This is a genomic window from Microcoleus anatoxicus (assembly GCF_042465725.1).
GTDB classification, from domain to species: Bacteria; Cyanobacteriota; Cyanobacteriia; order Cyanobacteriales; family Microcoleaceae; genus Microcoleus; species Microcoleus anatoxicus.
Map to the genome: position 1 here is coordinate 5,670,059 of NZ_CP120853.1, position 20,585 is coordinate 5,690,643.

Annotated in this window: 18 protein-coding genes and 1 tRNA gene; 6 read left to right on the plus strand and 13 right to left on the minus strand. The window is 44.9% G+C overall.

Translation table 11 applies throughout. From position 1 onward, the window contains the following. Positions 1-75: 75 nt before the first annotated feature. Both tsf and rpsB read right to left on the minus strand, forming a co-directional pair. Positions 76-735: a translation elongation factor Ts gene (gene tsf / locus P2A85_RS24645; protein ID WP_340519477.1), complete on the minus strand. Its 660-nt coding sequence runs from the start codon at positions 733-735 to the stop codon at positions 76-78. Between the two features lie 251 nt (positions 736-986). Further along, on the minus strand, positions 987-1,811 hold the full coding sequence (rpsB, locus tag P2A85_RS24650) for a 30S ribosomal protein S2 (protein WP_340519476.1): 825 nt from the start codon (positions 1,809-1,811) through the stop codon (positions 987-989). Positions 1,812-2,232: 421 nt separating this feature from the next. Between rpsB and P2A85_RS24655 the strand changes: the two genes are divergently transcribed. Then, positions 2,233-4,434, plus strand: coding sequence for a cation:proton antiporter (locus P2A85_RS24655; protein WP_377475987.1), 2,202 nt, complete (start codon positions 2,233-2,235; stop codon positions 4,432-4,434). 85 nt (positions 4,435-4,519) lie between these two features. On the opposite strand, the gene P2A85_RS24660 is transcribed toward P2A85_RS24655, so the two are convergent. Beyond that, positions 4,520-4,681: a hypothetical protein gene (locus tag P2A85_RS24660; protein ID WP_377475989.1), complete on the minus strand. Its 162-nt coding sequence runs from the start codon at positions 4,679-4,681 to the stop codon at positions 4,520-4,522. On the opposite strand from P2A85_RS24660, the gene P2A85_RS24665 reads away from it, so the two are divergent. The 3 genes from P2A85_RS24665 (at position 4,673) to P2A85_RS24675 (ending at position 7,168) form a co-directional block, all read left to right on the plus strand. Further along, positions 4,673-5,185 (plus strand): hypothetical protein, encoded by a 513-nt coding sequence (locus P2A85_RS24665; RefSeq protein WP_377475991.1) that lies wholly within the window; start codon positions 4,673-4,675, stop codon positions 5,183-5,185. The two genes, P2A85_RS24660 and P2A85_RS24665, sit on opposite strands and share 9 nt — an antisense overlap. A 205-nt stretch (positions 5,186-5,390) precedes the next feature. After that, positions 5,391-5,996, plus strand: coding sequence for a DUF3038 domain-containing protein (locus P2A85_RS24670; protein WP_371117208.1), 606 nt, complete (start codon positions 5,391-5,393; stop codon positions 5,994-5,996). Beyond that, the gene (locus P2A85_RS24675) at positions 5,996-7,168 is read left to right on the plus strand and encodes a DUF4335 domain-containing protein (RefSeq protein WP_377475993.1); all 1,173 of its coding nucleotides are present in this window, start codon (positions 5,996-5,998) and stop codon (positions 7,166-7,168) included. The genes P2A85_RS24670 and P2A85_RS24675 overlap by 1 nt, the downstream gene beginning before the upstream one ends. A gap of 62 nt (positions 7,169-7,230) precedes the next feature. Here P2A85_RS24675 and urtE read toward each other — a convergent pair whose 3' ends face one another. From urtE to P2A85_RS24720, 9 genes are all read right to left on the minus strand, one after another. Further along, entirely contained in the window at positions 7,231-7,929 is a 699-nt protein-coding gene (gene urtE, locus P2A85_RS24680; RefSeq protein WP_340518013.1) for an urea ABC transporter ATP-binding subunit UrtE, read from the minus strand. Between the two features lie 233 nt (positions 7,930-8,162). Next, on the minus strand, positions 8,163-8,909 hold the full coding sequence (gene urtD / locus P2A85_RS24685; protein ID WP_341730714.1) for an urea ABC transporter ATP-binding protein UrtD: 747 nt from the start codon (positions 8,907-8,909) through the stop codon (positions 8,163-8,165). A 104-nt stretch (positions 8,910-9,013) separates the two neighbouring features. Then, positions 9,014-9,733 carry a TIGR00266 family protein gene (locus tag P2A85_RS24690; RefSeq protein ID WP_377475995.1) on the minus strand — a complete coding sequence of 240 codons (720 nt, stop codon included), beginning with the start codon at positions 9,731-9,733 and terminating at the stop codon, positions 9,014-9,016. 35 nt (positions 9,734-9,768) lie between these two features. Beyond that, positions 9,769-10,911: an urea ABC transporter permease subunit UrtC gene (gene urtC, locus P2A85_RS24695; RefSeq protein ID WP_377475996.1), complete on the minus strand. Its 1,143-nt coding sequence runs from the start codon at positions 10,909-10,911 to the stop codon at positions 9,769-9,771. Between the two features lie 29 nt (positions 10,912-10,940). After that, positions 10,941-12,095 carry a branched-chain amino acid ABC transporter permease gene (locus tag P2A85_RS24700; RefSeq protein ID WP_377475997.1) on the minus strand — a complete coding sequence of 385 codons (1,155 nt, stop codon included), beginning with the start codon at positions 12,093-12,095 and terminating at the stop codon, positions 10,941-10,943. A gap of 756 nt (positions 12,096-12,851) precedes the next feature. Further along, a complete protein-coding gene (gene urtA, locus P2A85_RS24705; protein WP_377475998.1) occupies positions 12,852-14,174 on the minus strand; it encodes an urea ABC transporter substrate-binding protein in 1,323 nt (440 codons plus the stop codon). Between the two features lie 262 nt (positions 14,175-14,436). Continuing rightward, positions 14,437-14,509 (minus strand) — tRNA-Ala (locus tag P2A85_RS24710). 357 nt (positions 14,510-14,866) lie between these two features. Continuing rightward, positions 14,867-16,246 (minus strand): bifunctional UDP-N-acetylglucosamine diphosphorylase/glucosamine-1-phosphate N-acetyltransferase GlmU, encoded by a 1,380-nt coding sequence (gene glmU, locus P2A85_RS24715; protein WP_377481689.1) that lies wholly within the window; start codon positions 16,244-16,246, stop codon positions 14,867-14,869. Positions 16,247-16,305: 59 nt separating this feature from the next. Beyond that, positions 16,306-16,461 carry a hypothetical protein gene (locus P2A85_RS24720; RefSeq protein ID WP_377476000.1) on the minus strand — a complete coding sequence of 52 codons (156 nt, stop codon included), beginning with the start codon at positions 16,459-16,461 and terminating at the stop codon, positions 16,306-16,308. A 556-nt stretch (positions 16,462-17,017) separates the two neighbouring features. On the opposite strand from P2A85_RS24720, the gene P2A85_RS24725 reads away from it, so the two are divergent. After that, entirely contained in the window at positions 17,018-18,058 is a 1,041-nt protein-coding gene (locus P2A85_RS24725) for a hypothetical protein (RefSeq protein WP_377476001.1), read from the plus strand. A gap of 77 nt (positions 18,059-18,135) precedes the next feature. Continuing rightward, positions 18,136-18,957 (plus strand): sulfurtransferase, encoded by an 822-nt coding sequence (locus P2A85_RS24730; protein WP_377476002.1) that lies wholly within the window; start codon positions 18,136-18,138, stop codon positions 18,955-18,957. A 227-nt stretch (positions 18,958-19,184) separates the two neighbouring features. On the opposite strand, the gene P2A85_RS24735 is transcribed toward P2A85_RS24730, so the two are convergent. Continuing rightward, complete coding sequence (locus P2A85_RS24735; RefSeq protein ID WP_377476003.1) at positions 19,185-20,330, minus strand: RNA-guided endonuclease InsQ/TnpB family protein; 1,146 nt, start codon at positions 20,328-20,330, stop codon at positions 19,185-19,187. Positions 20,331-20,585: the final 255 nt, after the last annotated feature.

Here is a 20,585-nt window from a genome sequence, read left to right on the forward strand (position 1 = left end):
ATTGAGAGTTAAAAACTCAAAATGTAAATACTAATATTGCATTTTTGGCTTTTAATTCTCAATTTTAATGGTTAATTACTGAATACCCATTTGGGCCGCCACTTCATCAGCAAAATTAGCTTCTACCTTTTCAATACCTTCACCCAACACAAAGCGCACGAATCGGCGAACTTGGATATTTTCTCCAATCAGGGCGATCGTTTGTTTCACCAACTCTTCCACCGAGATGTTCTGATCGCGAATAAAAGGCTGATCCATCAAAGACAACTCTTTCAAACGCTTGTCAATCCGACCTTGAACAATCTTTTCTTTGATATTTTCCGGCTTGTTGCCCAAGTCATCCTTGCCCATTTCAATTGCCTTTTCTCTTTCCACAATTTCCGGTGGGATGTCTTCAACTTTCACGTATTCCACGTTGGGACAAGCTGCAATTTGCATGGCAATATTCCGCACCAAAGCTTGGAAATCTTCGCGGCGGGCAACAAAATCGGTTTCGCAGTTTACTTCAACCAACACGCCGACGCGGCCGCCTGTGTGAATGTAGCTACCGACAATACCTTCTGAGGCAACTCGTCCACCTTTTTTGCCCGCAGAAGCTAGACCTTTTTTCCGCAGCCATTCAACTGCTTTTTCTAGGTCGCCTTCATTTTCAACGAGGGCTTTTTTGCAGTCCATCATACCAGCGCTGGTTTTGTCGCGCAGTTCTTTAACAAGTTTTGCAGATATTTCCGCCATCTTCTTTAATTTCCCAATCAAAATAAATTATTAGTCATTAATCATTAGTCATTAGTCATTAGTCATTAGTCCTTAGTCCTTAGTCCTTAGTCCTTAGTCCTTAGTCACTAATTTTAATGTTAATGATTCTCTGTTAATGATTAGACTTTTTGACAAAATACACAGTTCGCTCAGGGAGACTTTGCATTTGTAGCGCCATAATTAATTATGGCGCTAACTTGTGGCCGTTGCCAGCAATCTACTAAGGAACCCTAGGACTCGTCTGCTTCGCCGTCGTCGGTTTCATCATCTGGATCTACATAATTGGGGTCATCCAATTCTTCGATTTCGCCCTCATAGCCATCGTAAGCACCTTCGTAGTCGTAGTCTTCATCGATGTCATTACCTTCGAGTTGACCGTGACGACCTTCATAGATGGCATCAGCCAACTTGCCAACAATCAGCTTAATCGATCGAATAGCATCGTCGTTAGCCGGAATCGCAATGTCCACCAAATCGGGGTCACAGTTAGTATCCAGTAAAGATACGATGGGAATTCCCAATTTTTGGCATTCCAACACCGCATTATACTCCCGGCGTTGGTCTACCAGAACCACTCCGTCGGGAATCTTCCGCATAGACTTAATTCCGCCCAGATATTTCTGGAGTTTGACCATTTCACGGCGCAACACCGAAGCTTCTTTTTTGGGTAACAAATCGAGAGCACCTGTTTCCTCGCGGCGCTCCAAATCCTTGAGGCGTTCTACGCGGGACTTAATTGTCGTCCAGTTGGTGAGCATTCCACCCAGCCAGCGCTGGTTGACATAATAAGCACCACAGCGTTGGGCTTCTTGTGCTACAATCCCGGCAGCTTGGCGCTTCGTACCGACGAACAGAAACTTTTTGCCTTTTTCGGAGGCTACTCTCATGTACTCATAGGCATCTTCCATGAGCTGAGCGGTTTGCACGAGGTCGATGATGTGAACCCCGTTACGCTCTGTAAAAATGTATGGAGACATTTTCGGGTTCCACCGACGGGTTTGGTGTCCGAAGTGAACTCCTGACTCTAGCATTTGAGCCAAACTGACTACTGGCATGGTTTTTAACTCCTAATTCGGGTTAATCCTCCACCCGGTCGTATTTCTGAAGGTTTGCACCTGAGAAACACCCGAAAACCCGGATGTGCGAATTTAAACAACTTTTCTAGTTTATCACAGTGCGTGCTAATTGGTTGGATAATTTTAGATATTTATTTAGATATTTTGTGAGAAAATTGCCATGTTGCGACTGTCTGGCGACTTCTACCTGAAATCTTGCACCATTTTTAACAACAGGCTGGAGGGTCTTTACCACCAAGAGATCTGAATTTGATCTGACATTTTGCACTATTGTTCAAAACAGGCTTTCGGGCTTGTGGCACAAAAAAACAGAGCCCATCTGCATTGAGCTCGATCGCCAATTTTGGTCCTGACACTTGTCCCTCTTAACATAAGCAAAAATCCCTAATCTAATAACACCATGCCGATCGCCATTCTAGTTCTAGTGGAAGTTCTAATTGTCATCGCACTATCCAGACTTATCGGTTTGGGATTCCGGTGGATCAAGCAACCTCAAGTCATTGGAGAAATCGTAGCAGGAATTATGCTCGGCCCGTCTCTGTTTGGTTTGGTTGCGCCAGATTTAGCAGCAGTAGTTTTTCCAGCCGAAGCCGTCCCGTTCCTGAACGTGCTATCAGAAATTGGGCTAATATTTTTCATGTTTTTGATTGGTTTGGAACTGAATCCCAAGTACCTCAAAAACAACTTAGACACCGCTATTTTGACTTCCCATGTCAGTATTTTAGTCCCATTTTCCCTGGGAAGTTTCCTAGCACTGCTCCTGTATCCGATTATCTCAAATAACAGCGTTTCATTTACTGCTTTTGCGCTGTTTTTGGGGGCTGCAATGTCAATTACAGCATTTCCGGTACTGGCCAGAATCATTACCGAACACAACTTGCAGAATACGAAATTGGGGACTCTGGCGCTGACTTGTGCGGCCGTGGACGATGTGACAGCTTGGTGCTTGTTAGCAGTGGCGATCGCGGTAACTCGCACTAACTCAATGGTTGGTGCTTTGCCGACAATTTTTGAAGCCTTAATTTATATCACTTTCATGCTTACAGTAGTCCGCTGGTTCTTGCAGCGGCTTTCCAAGCACTACAATCGTACAGGCCGACTAACTCAGTTAGTATTGGCCGGAATTTATATGGGAGTTGTAGCATCAGCCCTAATTACTGAATGGATTGGCATTCACTTAATTTTCGGTGCATTTTTGCTGGGCGCAGCTATGCCAAAAAATGCGGGATTAACCAGAGAATTAGCAGAAAAAACCGAAGATTTTGTGCTAATATTTCTGCTACCCGTATTTTTTGCTTACAGTGGTTTGCGAACGGAAATTGGTTTGCTCAATAGTCCAGAATTATGGTTGCTGTGCGCCGCAGTATTAGGAGTAGCAATTATTGGTAAATATGTCGGAACCTACGTGGCAGCTAGAGTGTGTGGCATCAATAACCGCGAAGCTTCTGCCCTGGGATGGATGATGAATACTAGGGGTTTGACTGAACTAATTGTGCTGAATATCGGTCTTTCCCTGGGGGTAATTTCGCCCATCTTGTTTACGATGTTAGTGATTATGGCTTTAGTTACAACTTTTATGACTTCGCCACTATTGGAATGGACTTATCCAAAACGGCTGATTCGGTTAGATATTTCAGAATTTAGCTCTGATGATTCAGAATTGGAAAATTCAGTAAATACTGGTAACAGCGAAGAAACTGATACAAACTTGCTACCAACTTATCGAATTTTAGTACCAGTTGCTAATCCCAGCACCCAGAAAGGTTTGCTGCAACTAGCCGTAGCACTGGCGCAGTCGGCGGGTAGGGGTGGTAGCGATTTACAGTCGGCGGCGGTTCATCCTCTGAGTTTGATAGAATTAAGTGAGGATTATGCTTTTGGAAGTACCCCTGCGGAAGCCGATCGCATTATTCAAGAGCGACACTTGAAACTAGGAGAATTAATTGAGAGTTTGCAGCCTCCAGAAGCTCGACAATTGGTGCATCCGATCGTTCGTGTGACTAAAGATGTGGCGCGGGAAACTGCACAAATTGCCGAAATAGACCGGGCGGATTTAATCTTAGTAGGATGGCACAGACCTACTTTTAGTAGTAACCGTTTGGGAGGGCGTGTCGGTCAAATCCTCAGCACTGCTAAAGTCGATGTAGCAATTTTTGTAGATAGAGGGCGGGAACGGTTGAATAATTTGTTAGTGCCTTACGCGGCGAATATTCACGATGATTTGGGATTAGAATTGGCGCTGAGACTGTTAGTTAATAGTGAGGAGCGACGTTTGACGGTATTGCGGGTGGCTGCTGATGGTGAATCTGACAATGAGCTTAGTTATGAGTTTAGGCGAGTAATTGAGCAGTTGCCGCTGGAGGTGCAGTCACGGATTGAAACTCCGATTGTGGAGGCTGCGGAGCCCATTCAAGCGGTGATTGCTGCTTCTGCTCATGCTGATTTGACGATTGCGGGTACGAGTCGCGAGTGGGGAATTGAGCGTCAAACTTTGGGGGCGTATACTGATGAATTGGCTGTTCAGTGTCATTCTTCGTTGCTGATTGCGCGGTGTTACGTTAAAGTGCGATCGCATTTGGCTTCGGTACTTCCTCAAAGGTAGTTAGTTGTTATTGGGAATTGGTAATTGGTAATTGGTAATTGGGAATTGGGAATTGGTAATTGGTAATTGGTTATTTGTGTTAATTTCAATTCCCAATTCCCCCATTCCCCATTCCCAATTCCCCCATTCCCCATTCCCAATTCCCAATTCCCCATTCCCCATTCCCCAATTCCCCCATTCCCAATTCCCCCATTCCCAATTCCCCATTCCCCATTCCCCATTCCCAATTCCCAAAAATATGAGTCATTTCAACCTCAAGTCCTTGGCATTTTACGGCATTGCGATCGGCTCTGTCACATTGTTGTTTAAAGTAGTAACTGCCTACGGAGAAACTAATTTGAAAGCCGCTCCTGCTATTGCCGGAAGTTATCGCTTTGATGCTAAAAATTTGCCCGAATGTCTCAAATCAGATGATTTGGTATTGACAATAGAGCAATCTGGTGTTTATCTAAGTGGTAATTTGAAGTCAAATAACAGTTCTGTCGATCGCCAAAAAACTACTCCTGAGAAACCCACTCTAGCTGGCAACTGGGAAAATCAAGGATTGAGTTTGTCCGGTGCGGTGCCCAATTTAACAGGTTGTGGCGAGTCAACAGGTGGCAGTAGTCAAAAGAGTTTGGTGAAACTGCGAGGAATTGTGGAGGGAGAAAGCCTGAAAGGAAAAATTAGTCTGGTTGAAAATGCAGTGGCTACTGATTTTACTGCCGAAAGGGTGAAGAAAGGAGAGCAGCAAAAAGAACAAGGACATTGATTTGAGCGCCTGTTGCCCCATTTTCCTAGTCCGTAATCCTGGGAGCATGAAAGTCTGGGAGTCGATCGCCATGACCAGTTGCTGCTAGATTGAAAACATTGATAAAAATAAAGTACCTCATCGGAGTCCTGAGTTGAGAATTTCTCATGCCAGAGACCCCGCTTCCCCGTATAGTTTGTTTGGAATAGATGTTGCCGTGATCGTAATGCCGTCAGAAACTTCGCTTGCCGAGTCAAACCCTTTGATTTTGGACAGTTTGCCAGATTTGTCGCCCTCCGATGGCGGATGTCCACGCCGCGCCAGATTGCAAATTGACCTGATGTTATTGGCGATCGAAGCCTTGTATCTCGGAGGTGCGGAAGAAATGCTGGCAGTCTCAAGAGAACTGGAATTGGCAGGAATTATCAAAAATCGGGTTGCCCTGTGGCTGCTGCGTAATACTAACCCCCTGCGTCGCTATACCCAACGTCGCGCCCTCACGGTGCTCGAAGCAAAAGCGCTGGTGGCGATCGCCTGCAATTTGGCACGCAAGCTCACAGCGACAATTCGCCAGTTGCTGCTGGACTCCCAACAGTTACGCTCCAGAAATATCCCATTTAACCAGCACTTACCGTTGGCGGAGTATTTAGAACGGTTTCGAGCTCACTTTCGATCGCGCATGAACCCCAAGCGATCGGTAGTGGCAGCTTACGACTCCGACGAAAAGCTGGACGAACTAGCTTTGAACTTGTTGAGCAAACTGCTATTTTGTACTGGTACAGCCGGAATGCAGAGGTTTTGGGTGAGTCTGTTTGATGGAGAAGTTGAGTAATGACTATTAGGCGTCAGTACAGTTTGCCAAATTGCACCCTAGTTCTAGAAGGGTTGAGCGATGGCTCCGTGGCAAGCCAGTTAGAAATACGGCCGGTGCTTTCGATACTAATGAGTGCTGAATGCTATTTGAGCGGTCTCACCGAGCCCCTAGCGGGGGGACGGGATTTTTTTGAAAGCTTGGTGAGGGTTGTCAGCGGCTACGCCCAAGAATTCATGAGCGGAGTCCATTATCCCGATCGCTATGACCCTGATTCAGCCCTGGTGCAGTTACACAGAATTGACGGGAATTTGCATAGATTGACCATTCTAGCTGGGCCATCCGAGAGCCGAACCCAAATCGATCAAAAAACACAACCCTCTGCTGAAATCGATTTAACCACGGTGCAGCTATTTGATTTGGTAGAAGCGATCGACCAATTTTTTGCCGACAGCCAGACGCTACCAGAGTTATCGCTGCAATTAACCCCTGTTTCCAAGCGCTATATCAAATCAGCAGAACCGGTAGCGCAGCGGGTGTTACCTGCGACGGTAGGGGTGTCAAGTTTGGCTTTAGCTGCGATGGCGTTTTTCTTGGTACCACTGCCAGAAGTCCAACGCCCCAGAGAGCCCGTGCGTCAATCCAATGCTACGGGCCAGAATATCGGGACGCCGAATCCGGGTGCGGGGACACCCAATCCCAATCCCACGCCCGCGGCAGAGGGTTTGCTACCAGACGATCGTACTAAGTCAGCTATATCGCCGGCCCCAATTCCCAGTCAAACTCCGGGTGAAACACCAAGCCCAACTTCCAGTCCCATTTCTACTGCTAATGCTTCGCCATCCGTTACTCCCACACCTGTTGCTGAAGGTTTGCAGGAGGCGGTGGGAGTTCCGATTACCGATCGGGCAAAAATTGAGCTGTTGAATGGCAAACTGAGGGAGGAAATTGACGGAGTTTTGAAAACGAAGGCACCTGTGGAACGGGAGTTGGTTTATCGGGTGAGTGTGGCTACCGACGGTGCGATTGTCGGTTACAAATTACAGAATTCTCAAACAGTGGATGGAATGAGCGAGGCGCTATTTTCTGAGTTGCTTTACAAGCCTGTGGGTACCAGGCCACCTGCGGAACCCCTGGCTGATTTCCGGGTAGTTTTGGTACCGGGTAGCACTGTTCAAGTCAGTCCTTGGTAGGCTGGGCGGTTTAATTCTCGGTAGGGGCCGTGCCAAAAGCGCCGGCCCAGAGGGCCATAAACTCAAACAGCCAAAAACCTTTGAACTACTTCATCGCTAAGTTCGCTAGTATTTCCCGATGCCACAATACCACCTTTTTGCATAGCATAATACCAGTCAGCTTGCCTCACAAAATGCAAATGCTGTTCCACCAACAAAACTGAAATGCCCCTAGCCGCCACCACGCGACGTACCGCAGCTTCTATGTCTAAAATAATAGATGGTTGAATTCCTTCTGTTGGTTCATCTAAAACCAGCAACTGTGGCTCTCCCATCAAAGCTCTCGCAATCGCCAATTGTTGCTGCTGTCCTCCACTCAAATCACCACCTAGGCGATCGAGCATAGTTTTCAGCACCGGAAATAAATCAAATATTTCATCAGGAACTTCAGGATTTTTAGTCCTAGTGGATTTCGCTTCCAAACCTAACAAGAGATTTTCCTTGACAGTTAAGCGGGGAATAATTTCTCGTCCTTGAGGTACATAACCAATACCCATTTTCGCCCGCTGGTGAGTCAACTTAGAAACAATAGATTGGCCTCCAAAATTAATAGTGCCACTGCGAGGTTGCAGCAAACCCATTAAAGTTTTGAGCATGGTAGTTTTGCCCACACCATTACGGCCGATTAAGCAAACCATTTGCCCAGCTTTGACACTTAAATCGACATCGCGGAGGATGTGACTTTCACCATAGTAAACATTTAAATTAGAAACTTGTAGCATAGGGTTATTTGTTATTTGTGATTTGTTAGCTGCTACTGACAACTGATATCTTTGACTGTTGTATTGGAATGATTTAACCGCGAAGGCGCGAAGGGCGCGAAGGAAGAGAAGAGAGAGTTTAATACAGGACGATGCTACCGAATTTGATATGATATCTTTGACTGTTGTATTGGAATGATTTAACCGCGAAGGCGCGAAGGGCGCGAAGGAAGAGAAGAGAGGATTTGATAGGACTATTCTTCTGGTTTGCCTAAATATACCTCTATTACGCGATCGTCATTTTGCACCTCATCCATAGTTCCTTCACACAAAACTGCGCCCTGATGCAGCACTGTTACCTTTTGAGCAATTTGCCGCACAAATTCCATATCATGTTCAATCACTAAAACGGAGTGACTTTGGGCCAGAGAAATTAGCAAATCTCCCGTTAATGCTGTTTCCTCATCAGTCAAACCCGCCACAGGTTCATCTACCAACAACAAGTCAGGAGATTGCGCTACCAACATTCCAATTTCTAACCACTGCTTTTCGCCATGAGAAAGCAAACCAGCCGAAAGATCCGCTTTGTTCACTAAACCAATAGTTTCTAACAAACCAGCTACCGTGCGTTTTTCCGCGACAGGGGCTGGCTTGAACAGCGTGGGAAAGACATTTTTATTATTGTTACAAGACAACTCTAAATTTTCGCGAGGTGTTAAATTCAGGAAAACTCGCGGTGTCTGAAACTTACGACCAATTCCTAAACGTGAAATGCTATCTTCTGACAAGCCACGCAAATTCCGACCTTTAAACAGTACCCGTCCTTCCGTGGGCTGCACTTTCCCGGTAATCGCGTCGAGAAAAGTGGTTTTTCCCGCGCCATTGGGCCCAATTACTACCCGTAATTCCCCCGCGTCCATGCTAAAAGTTAAACCGTTGATGGCCTTGAAGCCATCAAAACTGACAGTCAAGTTTTCTATTTCTAATACTTTTCCATTCATTGCCTATTTTTCTCCTATGCTGCGTCAGTTAACAGTCTGTATGTAAGCCGGAAAATCTGCGGGATGACGCACTCTACACAACCTAATAAAAAGTTCTTGTTCTCTCAAGTAAAATTGCTAGAACTGCTCGAAACAGGACTAGGAGCAGCGGCCAAAATTCGCTCAGCTAACTTGGAGAGTGGCAGACTTTGAATGTACACTTTACCAGGTCCAGTCATCTTAGCCAAAAACAAGCCTTCACCTCCAAATAAAGCATTTTTAAACCCACCGATAAATTGAATGTCGTAGTCCACCGTGGGAGCAAAAGCTACTAAACACCCCGTATCTACCCGCAACACTTCGCCCACTCCCAAATTTTTCTCAACAATGGTTCCTCCGGCGTGGACAAAAGCTAGGCCGTCACCCTGCAATTTTTGTAAAATGAAGCCTTCTCCACCAAAGAAACCTGCTCCGAGTCGTTTGGTAAATGCCACCTCAATTTCAATACCGTTGGCGGCGCACAGAAACGAGTCTTTTTGACACAGAAACTTGCCACCTAGTTTAGCTAAATCAAGGGGAATTACTTTACCAGGATAGGGGGCTGCAAAAGCTACTCGCGCTTTGCTTCTGCCATTGTTTACAAAGGTGGTGATGAAGAAACCAGCTCCGGTAAACATCCGTTTAAATCCTTGAAATAAGCCACCTGTAGAAGTTTGCATTTCGATGCCGCCTTCCATGTATGTCATGGTTCCAGCTTCAGCCCGAACACCTTCTTGGGGGTCAAGTTCTATTTCAATTAGTTGCAAGTCGTCGCCGTAGATTTTGTAATCAATAATATCTGCCATACTTTGCCTCTAAATTTGCATAAACTTTACCATAATCATTGTTCAAGTTCTTCTTTTTCATGGAGGATTTCGGGGTCTTGTTCCAGGCTGGGGTAGGTAGATACATACCTGGGTTTTCTGAATATGTTGCGGATTAGGTCAAAGCCTTGCTGTTGGAGCCATCCGACTAAGCCATCGGGCAGGACTGTGACTACTATTAAGAATAGTGCACCTTGGAAAAACAGCCAGACTTCGGGGAATTGTTCGCTCAAGAAACTTTTGCCAAAGTTGACTAGGAGGGTGCCTAGTAGGGCTCCAGATAATGTGGCACGACCTCCTACTGCTACCCAAATTACCATTTCAATGGAAAAGGCAATGTCCATTGCTTTTGGGGAAATAATTCCGGTTTGTACAGTATATAATGCGCCGGCAATTCCTGCCATAGCTGCTGAAATTGCAAATACTAAAACTTTAAATCCTGTGGGATTGTAACCAGAGAAACGGAGACGAATTTCGTCGTCGCGAATGGCGATTAGTAGGCGACCAAAACGCCCGGTTGTTAACCAGCGGCATAGGGCGTAAGTTGCTCCTAGAAATAGTATGGTAAGAATGTAGAAAATATATTGAGTGTCTCGGTCATTGACTATGGCTCCAAATATGGTTTTAAAGTCTGTTAAACCGTTGGTGCCGTTAATCAGTTTTTGTTGGCCGTTGAAAAAGTTGAAAAATACGATGGTTGCTGCTTGGGTGAGAATGGAAAAGTAAACGCCTCGAATCCGATTTCGGAATACTAAGTAACCCAAGATGGCACCCAGTAAGCCTGGGATGAGAATTATTGCTAGTGCTGAGAAGGGAAAGGAATAAAATGGTTGCCAAAACCAGGGCAGTTCGGTAACGCCATATAGGTTCATAAATTCTGGCAATTGACTGCTGGCTGTTGGGGGAATTTGCAGTTTTAGGTACATGGCAAATGCGTAGCCGCCGATCGCAAAAAATACGCCATGCCCTAAACTAAGTAAACCTGTGTATCCCCAGATTAAATCAATACCGAGTGCTGCAATTGCTAGGGCTAAAAATCGTCCCAATTGGTTGAGGCGAACATCGGGAAGTATGCCTGGGATCAGTAATATGAGTATAAGTGCGATCGCCCCGACAATCACTGCTTCTTGTAGCCACGCCTTTCTAGTTAAATTATTCATGGTTAATCAACTTTAAGATTGGGAAATTTTCAATTTTCCACCGTGCGTCCTTTTTGTGGGAAAATCCCTCCTGGCCGCACTTGTAGAAAAGCCATAATTAAGGCAAATACCATTACTTTTGCCATGCTGGTGGTGGCGAAAAAAGTGAAGAAATCCGCTAAAGGCTTGATAGGAGTCAAGATTGTTGCTATGGTTCCTGAACCGATCAGGTAATTTGCAGTGCCGATCGCGATCGCAGCAACCACAGTCCCCACAATCTTACCAACACCGCCCACAACCACAACCATAAAAGTATCAACCACATAATTCTGCCCCGTATTTGGTCCGACAGAACCCAGCAAACTAATCGCGCAGCCAGCAACACCAGCCAAACCAGAACCCAAAGCAAAAGTCAGCGCGTCTACTTGTTCCGTAGGAATCCCCAAACAAGCACTCATGCTGCGATTTTGAGTAACAGAGCGAATCCGAAGACCCCACACTGATTTTTGCAAAAATAAGTAAATTCCCGCCAAACAAACCGCCGTTAACACAATAATAAAAAGTCGCGCATAGGGCAACTGAAAATTGCCCAGAGGTATGCCACCCCGCAGCCATCCAGGTGCTGTCACATCAACATTTTGAGCACCAAACCAAGGTTTAGTGACAGCCAGTTTGTAAGTTTCAGCTAAAAACGCACTCACCGCCCAAGAAACACCCAAAGAAAGAGGCAAAAGAATCGCGATAATTCCGTTGCGAACTCTCTCGAAATCTGGGCGACGTTTTAGTACCTGCAAACCGCCAAAAAACAGTAAACAAAACACCCCAATTCCAGCGACGAGCACCCCACTGACGCTGCGGACAAACTGCTGTAAAATTAAACTTACACCCCAAGTTGCTAGTAAAGTTTCTAGCGGTCGCCCATACAAATAGCGAATCACACCGCGTTCCAGAATTAATCCTACCAGTGCCGCCACTAAAAAAGCTAAGGGGAGGGCAAATAAAATATAGGTTTCAAAAGCAAATCCTCCGATACCTTTGAATACATTTTGCACTACAAAAGTTGTGTAAGCGCCCAGCATCATTAACTCACCGTGAGCCATATTAATCACGCCCATCAGGCCGAAAATAATGGCTAATCCCAAGGCTGAAATCAGCAAAACAGCACCGATGCTAATCCCGTTAAATAAACCGTCTAATATCTCCACTTTGTTTTCCTCTTATTTGTTCACATAAAATCTTGGCTTTAGAGGTAATTTGTAATTATGTCACCTATTTCACATCGAGAATTGGTAATAAGTAATTGGTAATTGGTAATTGGTAATAGGTAATTGGTAATTGGTAATTAGTCATGCCCTATACCTTTCCCCCCCTGGGGGGGCTGGGGGGTCCCCATTACCCATTGGTGTCAACTTAACGTCAAACCTTGTCAGAGAATGTTGTTTGACGATTAGGCTCAGATCCCCCCTAGCCCCCCTTAAGAAGGGGGGGACAAGAGTCGGATCTTTCGTCCCCCTTTCCCCATCCCCCATCCCCCATCCCCCATCCCCCCTTGGGGGGGGGCAGGGGGGGGTGGGGGGCAGGGCTGTTTCATTCTCAGATAAATCATCGTTTTGTAGGGGTAGTGCCAAGAGTGCCTACCCTCTTCGTCCACGATTTTGTATGTGTCTGGTGAGATGGGGGCGGGCACTCACAGGCACCGCCCCTACAAGAGAATGAAACAGCCCTGGGGTCAGGGGGGGTTCCCCATTACCCATTACCCATTACCCATTACCCATTACCGATTACCTAGTACCCACCTAACTGAGAAAGGCTATATTTCCTGTGTATAGGTGTTAGAAACAACCGGGCGACGCAAGTAAAGTGCATCGCCTAGAGTCAATCTATAAGTTGTATCAAATAGCTCGCAGCTACTAAACCTACATATTAGTAAAATTCACAAGCTATCCCTAGGATTTCCCTACTTAGGTGGCTTTAAATTTGCCTCCTTTGGCGGGGTCAGACCAATCGCAGGAAAAGCCTTTAGTTTCTGCTACAAATTGATTCCAAGGAATCGGTTTCACTGCTTCTGGGGTAGCAAAAGCTATCTTAAACAAACCGTCTTCTCTCACTTCGCCTAACCGCACAAATTTCGATAGGTGATGGTTTGTCTCCAGGGTTACTTTACCTCCCGGTGCGTCAAAAGTTTGACCCAAAGCTGCCGCCCGCACTTTGTCTAAATCGTCGGCTGTCCCTGCTTTTTCGACGGCTTGCTTCCAGAGGTAAACCATGATGTAAGCGGCTTCCATCGGGTCATTGGTTACTCTATCTTTGCCGTATTTAGCCTTGAAAGCTTCCACAAATTTTGTATTTGCGGGAGATTCCACAGTCATGAAGTAATTCCAGGCTGCATAGTGACCTTTGAGATATTCTACACCGATCGCCTTTACTTCTTCTTCGGCAATACTGACCGACATCGACGGATACTTATCCGGTCCCAAACCTGCACCCTGTAGGCCTTTGAAAAATGCCACGTTGCTGTCGCCGTTTAGGGAATTAAAAATGACACCACCGTCAGGTAAAGCAGCCTTGATTTTGGTAATAATTGGGGTTACTTCTGTGCCACCCAAGGGAATGTAATCTTCCCCAACTAATTCTCCACCTTTGGCAGCTAGCTGTGCTTTGATAATCGTATTTGCGGTGCGCGGAAAAACGTAGTCTGACCCCACTAAAAAGAATTTTTTGCCTTTATTTTCTAGCAGCCAATCAACTGCTGGTTCGATCTGCTGGTTTGGCGCTGCCCCAGTATAAAAAATATTCTTGGAACACTCTTGACCCTCGTATTGTACGGGATACCACAGCATATGATTTTTTTCTTCAAAGACTGGCAATACTGCTTTGCGACTGGCGGAAGTCCAGCAGCCGAAGACAGTGACAACTTTGTCTTGGTCGATCAATTTTTTGGCTTTTTCGGCAAAAGTTGGCCAGTCTGAATTGCCGTCTTCAACTACTGCTTCTATTTGTTTTCCGAGGACACCACCAGCTTTATTGATTTCTTCAATTGCTAATTTTTCAGCATCGACCACACTATTTTCACTAATTGACATGGTGCCGCTTAATGAGTGCAAAATACCTACTTTGATGGTGTTGCCGCTGCTGGCTGGCGAACCTGGTGTGCTAGTGGGAGAAGCTGAAGCTTCTGGAGTTGCTGTTGGGCTTGGTGTTCTACAAGCTTTTAGAAATAAACTGGATGTGAGAGTTGCAGAACTGTATAAAAGAAACTTCCGCCGATCGAATCGCTTAGTCATTTTTTTTGGTTACTCCTGAATATTTGACACTTCCCGGTGACGCTAAGGCGGGGATTTTTGACAATTTTCACCCTTAATATCCCTATTTCTAGGGTTTGAGGGCGAAATTTTTATAAGTTAGACGAGTAAAAATCCTATCACATCGCGGCTCTATATTAATCCTGGGTTCCCAGGGATGTTGTATGTTGCGATACAAAATCTCTCGTACCAGGAATCACTCACAAGTCAGAAGCAACAAGTTGAAATATTGAAGGTAAATTTATGGAGAATAGCGGACTCGAACCGCTGGCCTCTGCGGTGCGATCGCAGCGCTCTACCAACTGAGCTAATTCCCCCGATCGATCTTGAAGTTAGGATTTGAGATTTCGGATTGTCCAATCTAAAAGCCTTAGAGGTTGCGATCGCTCTCACTTTCGCACAGATTTACTTATACTAACACGTAAGTGCCAATTATGTAAAGCCTAATTTACTTTCGGTTCTTTTCAAATACAAGAGCAACGATGGCATAAACCCAGTCGAAGGGCCCTTCGACGCAACGATCGCGCCTACCACCACGTAGTCGAAGGGTAAAATGGTCCGGCACCGCGAAACTGAGCCGGACCAATGAACAAAGCGCCAAGGTGAGTGTTAGATGTTGAAAATCTGGATAATTTGTCGAGAACTGGGTAGAATTTTAGTAACAGTTTCTCAGCCTATTCTGGGAGCTTCCAACCAGGTTTGACAACTTGCCGGGAACGGGCAACTACTAAACAATCATTGGGCACATCTTCCGTCACCACAGAACCCGCCGCCACGGTAACATCTTCTCCCAGAATAATTGGTGCGACCAGGACACTATTAGAACCTGTTTTGGTCCGATCGCCTATCTGAGTTTTGTGCTTCTTCACTCCGTCATAATTGGCGGTGATTGTCCCCGCACCGATATTGACTTTCTCTCCTAAAGTCGCGTCGCCTAAATAAGATAAGTGAGCAACATTTGTGCGATCGCCTATTTGAGTATTTTTCAATTCTACAAAATTTCCCACCCGACAATTCGCGCCAACTTCTGCATGACCACGCAAATGTGCGTAGGGTCCAATCCGTGAATTATCAGATACAATACTATCAGAAACTACGGCATAAAGTACAGTTGCATTTTTACCAATTTGACTGTTTTCAATCAAACTGCCTGGACCGATGCGACTACCACTAGCAATGGAAGTTTTACCTCGTAAATGGGTTTGTGGTTCCAGGATCACATCCGGTTGCAACTCTACGGTATCATCGATGGTAATGCTATTCGGGTCGATCAGGGTTACTCCCGCAGCCATCCACTTGTCCTTGATCCGCATTTGCAAAATATCTGCCAGTGTGGCTAAGTGTTTGCGATCGTTAATGCCCAATATTTCCCGCTCGTCTGCTACATCCATCGCCATCACCGGTGCCATGTATTTCACCGTATCAGTAAGGTAATATTCTTGTTGGTTATTGTCTGCCTTCAATTGAGGCAAGACTTTTTCCAAATGAGGCCAGTGAAAACAATAAACACCTGCATTAATCCGGCAATTTTGTTTTTGAGCGGTTGTGCAATCGCGGTCTTCTATAATTTCTGTGACCAAGTTGTGACTATCTGTAAACACTCGACCGTATCCTTGAGGATTCGCCAAATTAGCTGTTAACAAAGTAGCCGAATTTTGGTGTTTTTGGTGAGTTTCTACTAATTCTTTGAGGGTTTGCGATCGCAACAAAGGCACATCGCCATTTAAAACCAGTAAATCTCCCGTAAATCCCTGTAAATGAGGCAGTAGTTGTTGAATGGCGTGACCGGTTCCTAATTGTTCAGTTTGTTCGACAAATTCTAAGGGTGGCAATTCAGCATTTTCCGGTTCTAATTCTGGATTTCCTAGGAGCACTTTTTTAACCAGTTCGCTGCGATAACCCACGATAACCAGTCGCCGGGAAATTTCAATTTCTTGACAACTGTTGAGGACTCGCTCAACTAGAGTTCGACCGCCCAATTCTTGTAAAACTTTGGGCAATTCGGATTTCATGCGCGTGCCTCGTCCAGCCGCTAAGATTGCTATTGCTATCATTTTGCGATCGATTAATCTAGTATGTGTTAAACATTTTGGCTGATGATAGGTAGGTCGCTCTAATAAAACATCAAATCCGATCGCCATCTCCTGTCTCCGACTTGTTTCAGAATTAGGGGTTCTGGATCTGCTGTTTTTTTTAGCCGTTGCTCACCGATCGCCAGCCATCGGTCAATTGTACTGCGAGGGCACAATTTTTTAATCTCAAATCTCAAAGGTAAAATTCCTTCGGGCGATATTTTTTATCAACGGATGTCAGCGACTACTCAGCCTAGGTGGCTTAAGCAGCTTGGCTGTGCACCACCACACTCCTGTTGAGTTCCATAGGAGGGGAGTATCCCAATTTTGTATGGGTGAAGCATTCCGGCCGACAATTTATTAGTGATAACCAGAGATTTACAGCGGGAATGCTTCACCCCTACGAATATATTTGCAAAACACAGATGTACCCCATAGGAGAGGGAAAAATCTACCGGGATAGGGAAATATCGGAAAGCCACCGGATCGATCCGTAGACTCGCAGCCTTCAAAACTCCCATCCCCAATCCTTGACTCCTAAATTTTCAATCGATCTCGCTACTTTCGACACTTGTGGATTATACTGTTTGTGAAATTTGAATTATTGTGCTTTAACATCAACAAAAATTTTCACCTATAGGAAGGGGAAGTCCCACACTCTATCCGTTTACGGAATGAGTGACGGGATGAAAGTAATCCCGAAAATAAATTGAGTGATAGCGAATCAATTATCCAAAAATCAGGTGTTCAGCTATGACAGAGCTTAATTTTCAGGAACTTGCCAAACAGGGAAATCCGGAGGCGATCGCCTCTTGGCTCCAGAGTCAGTTACAATCTGAAGACATCACAGTGACAGTTAATCTCAAGGGCGATTATTTGGAAGTATTTCTGGATGCTTCGCCCGTACCTGCACCAGATACATCAGTAGATTTTGTCCGCAAGGAATTAACCGATTTGCAGCCAAAATCGATTCGCTTGGTGAAAGTTGAGGGTCGAGAAATTGGTCAGGCTGTGTCTGATTGGAGTCAAGAATTTATTTTAGAACACCCAAGTATTGCTCAAGAAAATAATCCTGAAAAATCCTTGACAAATACAATAGTTGCTAATCAGGAAAACCTCATGGAAACTGCGAAAAATATGGAGGCGACACCGCCGGAAATGAAAGAATTAGAGAATAGACTGCGATCGACTTTCATGGTAGTTGGGATGGTGACAGGTATATTGGCGATCGCAGTCGTAGCCTTTGTTGGTAAACTTTTAAACGAGCCAGCAGCAACTGCGGGCAAAAATCTAGAGGAAACACCGACTGTAGCAACAGTACCAGATTCTTTTCGAGAGGCAGTTAACAGTGCAGTAAAAGCAGCAGAATTAGGACGAGGTGCCAAAACCAAAGAGGAATGGAATTTAGTTGCCAATAACTGGCAAGAAGCCATCTCTTTGATGAGAAGAGTACCCCCATCAAGTCCTCATCATGAACTAGCTCAGACAAAAGTAGCTGAGTATCAGAAATATCTGATTTATGCTCAAGAATCAGCAGTAACTCTGCCTTCCCCAACTCCCACAACAGCCACGGGTGAAAAAGAATCAGCAGAAAAGTCAAATAAAAAGTCAAATTCCGAAAAGGAAGCCACTGAAAAATCAACTAAAAAATCCAATTCCGAAAAAGAAGCCACTGAAAAATCAAATAAAAAGTCAAATTCGGAAAAAGAAGCCACGGAAAAATCAACTAAAAAATCCAATTCCGAAAAAGAATCTAATGAAAAAGCAAATAGGAAATCTAATCCTGAAAAATAAGGTGATGAAAAAAGCAGCTTGTTTTCTAGAGATGTTCCAACTTATCACCGTTCAAACACAGTAATTTTTAAATCAATATGACAGACACCAATTTAATAGTTAATCCTGAATGGTTAGCCGGCAATACCGAAAATCAGCAAGTTGTAATTATTGACTGTCGGTTTTCTCTAGCCGAACCAGAATTGGGACAAAAACAATATCAAGAAAGTCACATTCCCGGAGCTTTTTATTTAGATTTAAACCAAGACCTCGCTAGTCCAGTTGAAAAACATGGTGGCAGACATCCGCTGCCAAATATTACAGAATTAGCCGAAAAATTGAGTGCTATTGGCATTGATTCCCCAGAAACTTTAGTTGTAGCCTATGACGATTCGCGGTTGGCTTTTGCGGCTCGGTTGTGGTGGCTGCTGCGATATATGGGACACAGTAAAGTAGCCTTGTTAGATGGGGGTTTCAGTGGCTGGAAAGCGGCCAGATATCCGGTGACAAATGTTTTGCCAAAACCTCTTGAGGGTAAATTTGTTCCCCAATTGCGATCGGACCTGATTGTGGATATTGAGGCCGTAAAAGCACTAAAAGACTTGCCGGGAAAGGTTTTGGTTGATTCGCGGGAGAACGAGCGATATCTTGGCCTCCGGGAGCCGATCGACCCCATTGCAGGCCACATTCCCGGTGCTGTCAACTATCCTTGGCAACAGGTGACAGATGAGACAGGAAAAGTGCGATCGACTTCCGAACAAAAGCAACTTTGGACAGAATTAGCCACCGCCGAAGAAATTATGGTTTATTGCGGTTCCGGGGTAACAGCTTGCGTGAACTTATTGTCTTTAGAAATAGCCGGAATTCCCCATGCTAAACTTTATCCAGGTAGCTGGAGTGACTGGTGTTCCTATCAATAAGGGACGTAAAAAAACTGGGTGCACCTCAGTTTTGCAAATATAGCAGTCCTTGCAGGAGTCGTAAAGTTTTTTACCCCACCCCAACCCGGACCTTATGAAGGTCCGGGAGTAAGAAATTCACAAATGATTTAGGATTGCTATATATTCGTAGGGGCTTTCGCATGACCGCTGTAAATCTCTAGTTTTGACATACTCCCCGGCGTGAACGCGCGGGGATTCTTGACACTTCACCGAGATGTGCCACAAGTGGTCTTACCTTCTCTCTGTGTCCGTTTAAAGTCGTGGCAATGCCCTATCCCGACTTTGTTTATATTCTTGGCTGCATTCTCATCGCGATCGTGTTCGATGCCACAATTCAAGCATTGAACCGAGCGGATTTTTAAATCCAATTTCCCCCATTTAAAACCGCAATTTGAACAGATTTGACTTGTTGGTTCCCAGCGACTAATTACCCTAAACTCTCTACCAAACTTTTCAGACTGACGCTCGCACAAAGCCCTAAACTCGTACCATCCCTGTTGGCTAATCACCCTGGCAAGTTTGCGGTTTTTGACCATGCCAGATACATTCAAGTCTTCCAAAACAATTACTTGGTTATCCCTAACTATTTTGGTTGACAGTTTGTGCAAAAAGTCTTTACGGGTGTCTGCAATTTTATTGTGCAGTTTGGCTATTTTAATCCGAGTTTTATTTCGGCGTTTTGAGTCCTTGGGCTGCCTTGCCAACTTGCGTTGCAGTCTGCGAATTTTTCGGTCTAACTGTTTGTATTTTGGACTTTTAGCTGATGTTCCATCACTCATCACTGCAAAGGTTTTAATGCCCAGATCGATGCCGATGCTGTGGTTTTTAGCTTCGACAATATCGGAATTAATCTCTACAACAAAGCTCAGGAAATAACGGTTCGCACAATCTTTGATTGCTGTGACAGAGCTAGGATCTGACGGCAGTTGTCTAGACCAAATAGGACTAATATTTCCGATTTTTGCCAGATAGACGGACTCACCTTTGATAGAAAAACCCGATTTGACAAAAGTTGCAGATTGACTGTTAGTCTTTTTTTTGAACCTGGGTTGACCGACTTTTTTGCCTTTCCTTTTCCCTTTTAGAGAGTGAAAATAGTTTTTGTAAGCAACATCTAATTGTTTGAGGGATTGCTGTAATGGCACGGATGATACATCGTTTAACCAGGCTCTCTCTTCTGTCTTTTTAGATAGAGTTAGAGATTTGGATAGAGTATTGTAGCCTGGATAGTTGCCTGACTTGCTTTGAGTTAAGGCATCATTCCAAACAACTCTCACGCAACCAAACAACTGCGCTAAACTTTGGCGTTGTTGAGTGGTAGGATAGAATCTGTATTGGAATCTTGCTTTCATTCTTTGTCCTTTGTTTTACTATTCCATTCTAACAGGCTCGGTAAAATCTACCAAAGAATTAAAGCCGTCCTTAAGGACGGGGTTTTCAACCCAATTTTTTGATAACTAATAAATTGTCTGCGGTCATGCTTGAGCAAAGTGCAGTTGAATTGTAGGCCTGGAGGGCTACGACCAGCCAAAGACAGTAACTCATATTCTTCTCTCCTCTTCCTTCGTGGCATAAGCGTCTTCGCGGTTCAACAATTCCGTACTGTG

Excerpts from the sequence above, each read along its gene's own strand:
- tsf (WP_340519477.1), bottom strand. The coding sequence starts at position 735 with ATGGCGGAAATATCTGCAAAACTTGTTAAAGAACTGCGCGACAAAACC.
- rpsB (WP_340519476.1), bottom strand. The coding sequence starts at position 1,811 with ATGCCAGTAGTCAGTTTGGCTCAAATGCTAGAGTCAGGAGTTCACTTC.
- P2A85_RS24655 (WP_377475987.1), top strand. The coding sequence starts at position 2,233 with ATGCCGATCGCCATTCTAGTTCTAGTGGAAGTTCTAATTGTCATCGCA.
- P2A85_RS24665 (WP_377475991.1), top strand. The coding sequence starts at position 4,673 with ATGAGTCATTTCAACCTCAAGTCCTTGGCATTTTACGGCATTGCGATC.
- P2A85_RS24660 (WP_377475989.1), bottom strand. The coding sequence starts at position 4,681 with ATGACTCATATTTTTGGGAATTGGGAATGGGGAATGGGGAATGGGGAA.
- P2A85_RS24670 (WP_371117208.1), top strand. The coding sequence starts at position 5,391 with ATGCCGTCAGAAACTTCGCTTGCCGAGTCAAACCCTTTGATTTTGGAC.
- P2A85_RS24675 (WP_377475993.1), top strand. The coding sequence starts at position 5,996 with ATGACTATTAGGCGTCAGTACAGTTTGCCAAATTGCACCCTAGTTCTA.
- urtE (WP_340518013.1), bottom strand. The coding sequence starts at position 7,929 with ATGCTACAAGTTTCTAATTTAAATGTTTACTATGGTGAAAGTCACATC.
- urtD (WP_341730714.1), bottom strand. The coding sequence starts at position 8,909 with ATGAATGGAAAAGTATTAGAAATAGAAAACTTGACTGTCAGTTTTGAT.
- P2A85_RS24690 (WP_377475995.1), bottom strand. The coding sequence starts at position 9,733 with ATGGCAGATATTATTGATTACAAAATCTACGGCGACGACTTGCAACTA.
- urtC (WP_377475996.1), bottom strand. The coding sequence starts at position 10,911 with ATGAATAATTTAACTAGAAAGGCGTGGCTACAAGAAGCAGTGATTGTC.
- urtA (WP_377475998.1), bottom strand. The coding sequence starts at position 14,174 with ATGACTAAGCGATTCGATCGGCGGAAGTTTCTTTTATACAGTTCTGCA.
- glmU (WP_377481689.1), bottom strand. The coding sequence starts at position 16,246 with ATGATAGCAATAGCAATCTTAGCGGCTGGACGAGGCACGCGCATGAAA.
- P2A85_RS24725 (WP_377476001.1), top strand. The coding sequence starts at position 17,018 with ATGACAGAGCTTAATTTTCAGGAACTTGCCAAACAGGGAAATCCGGAG.
- P2A85_RS24730 (WP_377476002.1), top strand. The coding sequence starts at position 18,136 with ATGACAGACACCAATTTAATAGTTAATCCTGAATGGTTAGCCGGCAAT.
- P2A85_RS24735 (WP_377476003.1), bottom strand. The coding sequence starts at position 20,330 with ATGAAAGCAAGATTCCAATACAGATTCTATCCTACCACTCAACAACGC.